Annotated in this window: 10 protein-coding genes; 3 read left to right on the top strand and 7 right to left on the bottom strand. The window is 30.6% G+C overall.

Features of this window, described 5'->3' with window-relative positions; translation table 11 throughout:
• Positions 1 to 331 precede the first annotated feature (331 nt).
• From B2P65_RS07605 to B2P65_RS07575, 7 genes are all read right to left on the bottom strand, one after another.
• The gene (locus tag B2P65_RS07605) at positions 332 to 646 is read right to left on the bottom strand and encodes a TfoX/Sxy family protein (RefSeq protein WP_346879904.1); all 315 of its coding nucleotides are present in this window, start codon (positions 644 to 646) and stop codon (positions 332 to 334) included.
• A gap of 365 nt (positions 647 to 1,011) precedes the next feature.
• Entirely contained in the window at positions 1,012 to 1,551 is a 540-nt protein-coding gene (locus B2P65_RS07600; protein WP_346879903.1) for a hypothetical protein, read from the bottom strand.
• Positions 1,552 to 1,601: 50 nt separating this feature from the next.
• Positions 1,602 to 1,805: a hypothetical protein gene (locus B2P65_RS07595; protein WP_346879902.1), complete on the bottom strand. Its 204-nt coding sequence runs from the start codon at positions 1,803 to 1,805 to the stop codon at positions 1,602 to 1,604.
• 134 nt (positions 1,806 to 1,939) lie between these two features.
• Positions 1,940 to 2,470, bottom strand: coding sequence for a hypothetical protein (locus B2P65_RS07590; RefSeq protein ID WP_346879901.1), 531 nt, complete (start codon positions 2,468 to 2,470; stop codon positions 1,940 to 1,942).
• A gap of 367 nt (positions 2,471 to 2,837) precedes the next feature.
• Positions 2,838 to 3,110, bottom strand: coding sequence for a hypothetical protein (locus tag B2P65_RS07585; RefSeq protein ID WP_346879900.1), 273 nt, complete (start codon positions 3,108 to 3,110; stop codon positions 2,838 to 2,840).
• 489 nt (positions 3,111 to 3,599) lie between these two features.
• A complete protein-coding gene (locus tag B2P65_RS07580) occupies positions 3,600 to 4,376 on the bottom strand; it encodes a recombinase family protein (RefSeq protein WP_346879899.1) in 777 nt (258 codons plus the stop codon).
• Positions 4,377 to 4,382: 6 nt separating this feature from the next.
• A complete protein-coding gene (locus tag B2P65_RS07575; RefSeq protein ID WP_346879905.1) occupies positions 4,383 to 4,799 on the bottom strand; it encodes a recombinase family protein in 417 nt (138 codons plus the stop codon).
• 142 nt (positions 4,800 to 4,941) lie between these two features.
• On the opposite strand from B2P65_RS07575, the gene B2P65_RS07570 reads away from it, so the two are divergent.
• The 3 genes from B2P65_RS07570 to istB are packed head-to-tail and all read left to right on the top strand — an operon-like array spanning position 4,942 to position 6,307.
• On the top strand, positions 4,942 to 5,358 hold the full coding sequence (locus B2P65_RS07570; protein ID WP_346879898.1) for a Mu transposase domain-containing protein: 417 nt from the start codon (positions 4,942 to 4,944) through the stop codon (positions 5,356 to 5,358).
• A complete protein-coding gene (locus tag B2P65_RS07565; RefSeq protein WP_346879897.1) occupies positions 5,346 to 5,561 on the top strand; it encodes a hypothetical protein in 216 nt (71 codons plus the stop codon). Before B2P65_RS07570 ends, B2P65_RS07565 begins: the two co-directional genes overlap by 13 nt.
• Positions 5,562 to 5,563: 2 nt before the next feature.
• A complete protein-coding gene (istB, locus tag B2P65_RS07560; protein WP_346879896.1) occupies positions 5,564 to 6,307 on the top strand; it encodes an IS21-like element helper ATPase IstB in 744 nt (247 codons plus the stop codon).
• The last annotated feature ends 91 nt before the right edge of the window (positions 6,308 to 6,398 follow it).

Genomic DNA, 6,398 nt, shown 5'->3' with positions numbered 1-6,398 from the left:
ATCTACTTTTTGACGCTTACTATGGTGTTACTTATAGATAAAATATCAAAAAAAATAGTAGCCCCACGCGCAATTTGGAAGCTACTATTTTTATTACCATAAAAATATGTGATACCAGTTGCCTAAGCAACTAGAATTGTATATAGTAGAGTGTTAGCGCACTCTACTTTTTTATTATCTGCATTTCTTATTTAGCTTTGCATAAGTTCGATTAACTAAATCATAGATTTAGAATCTTACTTATATTATATCAAATTTTTATCAAAAATAAACCTAAATAATTTTTTCTATTTAAAAATCTTTAACTAACACATAAATTAGAATTCAAAAATTACTTTTTTACTTTTGGAGCAGGAAGTTCTTCATACATTTTTGTAATCAGTTGATATAGAAACTCTTTATTATCAACATCGTCAACCAAAAACATTGGTTTTGCCCCATCATAAGGCAACTCTTCAATTGCTCCTAGCATCAAGTGTCTACTTGTCTTGGTTATCTTAACCAAAAACCGGTCATCGTATATTCCACCAAAAATTTTTCCTTGAAAATATAAAATATATTCTCCCATCATTTTTCTGAAGGAAATATCGTCCAGCGTATCTAATTGCCCAATAATAAAATCTAAATACTCTTGACTAGAAGCCATATCTTATCTCCTCCACAAATTACTGTTTATCTTTTACTTACTATTATTCACTTTTCATTATAACATATTTTGTAAATATACTATTGCTTATGATACGTTGTTTTTACTTGTAAAAAAGCCTTATTCAAGTTATATCAACACCTAAGGCTATAAATCTCACTTGGTCTTAAAGGAAACTCGACTCACTTCGTTCGCTGAGTAAGTTCGTCTAACTAAATCAAAGATTTAGAGGCTTACTTATGGTACGGTTCGGCGTATCAGTAGTAAGTGATAGCACTTTTATTATCTTTAATAAAACTTCTAACCAACTCTACAAATTTGAATTTATCTGGTATTTAAGTAATCATTAGAACCCATATTCCTCATTAACAATTAGTAGCAGTAACATCATCAATAAGACTACTATCTGTGATAACAATTAATGCAGCAGGATTATAATCATGTGTAATGGTTTCATTGAAATATTCATTATTAGAATCAATATAATTTAACAATTCATCTATTATAGAAGAATCATGAGCACTACTTCTCATAGAGTTCAATAAACTTACTATATATGGAGCTATAGAAGATGTTATTGGAGTACCTATTTTACACTTTAAAACTTGTTTCTCAAATGTATCCACTGAACATGTAGAAATTGCCTCACTTGGTAGAATACCACCGGTACAAGAACTATTAGGATTTGTACACGGTTGATTAAATCTATAAGCTCTTATACATCTCGCAGTTGGTATTGTGATTCTTGTACTTGAATTAATATACCTTGGAATTGTATATAAAAAATCTATACTACCTGTATTATCATGATAGAATATCCCATATGCAGTTATGCTAGTGTAATTATTTCTAAAATTCAACATATTATTTGGAAATCGTGTACTAGTAATATTAGGCCTATCCAAAAGCAATTACCATTGAAATATATTTGCATTAAAATTAAAGAATTTCTTTATCATCCCATGTCTATATTTTGCTTGCAGAAGCAAACCCTCAATTCTTTCGTATATCTATCAAAAGTAAGTAATAGTAAATCTGAAATTTTAACTTTTTTGTTAGACAGTAAGTAATTTGAACTAAATTCTATCATTCCCCTTTTACCATGAACTTCATCTACATATGTACATTTACTTATATTTGTATTAAACAAATTTGCCATTTCTCTAAACAAAATAATTTCATCTATTGTTTTTCATGCAATTACTCTGTTAAATTCTAATTTCATTTGATCACCTTTCATTCATAAAATTTTGATAAGGTATTAATATCTATTATTGATTATAATTATAGATTCTAAAGATTTGGCATCACATTGTAATTTATATAATCAGATACTATATCACCTATCTTAGTAGCATAGTTATTACAATACTTAATAAAATCTGCTGAAGTATATTTTTCCCTTAATAGCTTTTCATCCTCTATATAAAAACATGGAATATCGATAACATTAAAATTACTATTTACACTATTTTCTGTGACTGTATTACCCAAATAAATATTTGATGATACAGGAAAACATTCACATTTTCTTGCTATATTAAGCAAAGCTTCCTTTGTAACATCCTCATACCCATTTCTTTGAATATATTGAAACGATGTAAAATCTATAATTATACCTTTACTATTTGATATATAACTATGTGGATAAGGTACATTAGCGATATATTTTTGTACAAAAGTTGCATCATAAAACAACTGAATAAAACCACATAAAACATTCGATGCTTCAATACAGCACCCCGGGAAAATATTATTAAATTCCTTATACAATAAATATAAGTAATCACTTTCTATTGATTCTAGAAATTCTTGTAAATTCATAATAGCACCAATTTTATCCTTTCAAATGTAGCGATGAGTTCTAAATGTTTCTTATTTATCTATGATTGCTTTGGTTGAATTCCTTAAAATAATTCTATTAAACTTTTTGATTGTGTCATTATTTTATCTATTTTAATACCAATTTTACGGTCTAACATTATGATACTTAGTGCATTTTCTCTGCTTATATAATTATTCCATTGACTTTATACTATTACATACTAAACGCATACATATCTTCCTTTACAAATTCTAATTTATCAGCTTCATGTTATTCTCGCAATCTCGACGATAAAGGTAATTTTGACAACAATGGGGATTATGATGATAGTATGTATACTTATCATTTGTTACGCATATCGCCGGTTTACTTTTTCTTGCTCTCAAAGCGAGTAAATTCGTAATTTATACCAAGTTTATCATTTCGTGCATACATAGTATCGCTGTCGCCATCGATAAAGGAATTGATAAGTTCTTTGCCAATAATTTCTTCGTCCTCGCCATCCAATTCAATATAACCGTCTTCAGTAAGAATACCTGTTGACCTATCATATTCTAAGAATACAGTATCATCTCCGTCGTTAATTAGTTCTTTGAATTCAGATTCAGTAACTTTATATGTATCATGTTTTTTTTGCATATGCTTCTACCTCCTTCAAATATAAATAATCTTCATGACAAATTACAATTTATAGTTCCTAATGAGTTAATTATAACATATCTCAAACATTATTTTACAATTTTTCTTCATTATTATATACAAATCCTTATATTTACAGGATTTATCATCAACTTTCTTCTAGAAACAAAATAAGAAGGAGAACCTCCTCCATTACTTAGGTAACTTATTAAGTTATCATTTATATTAAGCTCTATTAATTCTATATCTCTAGTTTGTTTATGGTTATTTTTGAAATCAGCATGTGCAATAGTCTCTTTTGTTGTTCCCTTGATGGCAACTCCGATAACATCTTACTGAAACTTGACAGTATCTCTCTTACAAACTCATATGAAACCTCCTGCACCCCATCATCTAGGATGTTGCTCTTTAGGTTGTTTACTTCCTGTTGGAGCATTTCCTCTCTTGATGTTATCTCTGCCATTCTATCTGAGAAATCTTTTTTAGTTATTATGTCATCCTCATAGGCTTAAATACCTTTTTCTTCTTAACTTCTACCTTTTCCAGCTCCTTCGAAATCTTTTCTAGTTCATCTTTTGAAGGATCTACCATTGCTTTTCTAGTTGAATTTATGTTTACTACTATATCTTTCATTAACTTGTCATTACTTAGTAGTTCTGATAGCTTACCACACACATAGTCATTAGCTTTATTGACATTGATTGAATTACTATTGCAAACTGCTGTACCTTTATTCTTCCAAGCACCGCAACAATAGTATTCTATCCTATGTCTTGTTCCATCTTTTCTTGCTTTCGAACTTCTCATGATGACCATCACAGAATTACATACAGGACATTTTAAGATTCCAGTGAGTGGAAATTCACCATCATATATCCTAGAAGGTTTTCCCTTACTATCTTCCATCATTTTTTGTACCTTATCCCAAAGCTCTTGTTCTATTATTGCTTCATGAATACCATCTACTAACAATGGATTAGGATTTTTATGCCTTCTTCTTTTCTCACTCCAATTTTGTAATCCATTGTATCTTATCTTTCCTATATACACTGGATTTTTTAGTATGTCCTTTATGACATTGACCGAGAACGGATTACCTCTTTTAGTTGTGTATCCAAATTTATTTAGGTCATTTGCTATTGCCTTATAGCCATTACCTTCTGAGTACATAGAGAAAATAGTTCTAACTATTTCTGCTTCTGATTCATTTATAACAAGCTCTGTATCTTTTCTCTTTTTATTAGTCGAACCATATTTTCCCTTCAAATTGCATCACAGTAAAATATTACCACTCCAGCAACCTTCTCTAGCTCTGCCTAACATTCCCATCTTTACATTCTGAGCTATTGTTCCACGCTCTAGCTCTCCAACTACTCCCATCATTTGTAATGAGAACTTTCCCATTGGTGTTTCTGTTTCAAAGTTCTCAAAATATGATTTAAATGCTATGCCATTTTTCTCTAACAAGTCCACTATTTGAAGTAACTCTAAAGTGTTTCTTGCTATTCTATTAATTTTCCATGTAATAACTATATCAAACTTCTTTTCTTCTGAATCTTTTAGCATTTCCTTCAATGCAGGTCTTCCCTTTATTGATTTACCACTAATACCTCTGTCTGAGTATACTTTGAATATAGTATAGTTATTATCCTCACAAAACTTTCGTAATAAACGTTCTTGTTCCTCAATACTATAACCTTCTGCTGCTTGTTCTGTTGTACTAACTCTACTATATCATAAGTTCTTTTCGCTAATAGAACTTAATGAAGCAATTTCAGTAAAACTACATGAATTTAATAGTAAGCCATTTCAAAAGAAACCTGGTAGTAGATTGAGTGTATTTATTCAAGAAGAAAAGTCAGCATTGCTTCCATTACCTAAACGACAATATGAGATGTCAACGTGGAAGGTTGCAACAGTTCAATTTAATTATCATATATCGGTAGACACTATGTTTTACAGTGTTCCTTATGAATATATAAAGCATAAAGTAGATGTTAGAGTAACTAAAAATATAATAGAGGTATTTTTTAATGATCAAAGAGTTTGCTCACATATGAGGTTATATGGACATTCAGGACAATATAGCACTAACATTGAACATATGCCTGAAAATCACAGAAACTATACTACTTTGAATTCAGATAGATTTATTTCATGGGCTGAAAGGGTAGGTCCTAATACAACAATTGTAGTTGAATCCATAGAGTTGAGCAACAAGGATATAGAAGTTGCATGGCTCTACTAAAGTTAGGAGATAAGTACTCCCTAAGTAGATTAGAGGTAGCATGTAAAAAAGCTCTGTCATATACAGCTACACCAAACTTTAAAAGTGTTCAAACCATCTTAAAAACTGGTCAAGATAAGCTTAATATAGATGACACTCCTAAAACTTCGACACCATTACCGGAAGGCTTTATAAGAGGTGCTGAATATTATGGGAGGTTTTAAAAATGATTAATGAGAGTACTATAAATAAACTAAATGAAATGAGACTAAACTCAATGGAAGAATCATATAGAAACCAACTTGAAGATTCCTCATTTAAAGGATTATCATTTGAAGATAGATTTGGATTATTAGTTGATAATGAGTGGGATAGAAGAAAGAATAATAAACTTGAGAGACTCATAAAAAAATCAGAAATTCACTTTACGAGTGCATGTGTTGAAGATATAGAGTACCATGCCGATAAGCAATTAGATAAAGCTGAAATAATTAGATTATCAACTTGTAATTATGTTCAGGAAAAGCATAATATAATAATTCTCGGAGCATCTGGAGCTGGCAAGACTTATATTGCTTCTGCCTTCGGCATAGCAGCTTGTATAAACTTCTATACTGTTAAGTATATACGTCTTCCTGATTTATTAAACGAACTTGCGGTTGCAAGGGGAGAAGGAATTTATCAAAAAGTAGTAAAACAATATAAAATGGTTAGTCTACTAATTCTTGATGAATGGTGTTTAGTTCCACTTACTGATAGCGAAGCTAGGGATCTTTTAGATATAGTTGAATCTAGACATAAGGTAGCATCCACAGTGTTTTGCTCACAATTTTCAGCTGCCGCATGGCATGTTAAAATTGGGGAAGGAACACTGGCAGATGCTATACTAGATAGAATCTTATATGACTCTTATACAATAACAATTAAAGGTGAAGATTCTATGCGTAAACGCAAAGGTATTAAAAAGTAAAAAAATCATCCTCACGTTAGTCCAAGTGGCTCTTTTAGCGTGAGGGTGGCTCAATAAATGCGTGAACATGGCTCAACGTACTCCGTACAGG

Origin of the sequence: Clostridium sp. UBA3061, assembly GCF_002367465.1 — a bacterium.
Lineage (GTDB): Bacteria > Bacillota > Clostridia > Clostridiales > Clostridiaceae > Clostridium_J > Clostridium_J sulfidigenes.
Note: the sequence above shows the minus strand (reverse complement) of the source record. Positions and strands in the feature narration are given on the sequence as shown.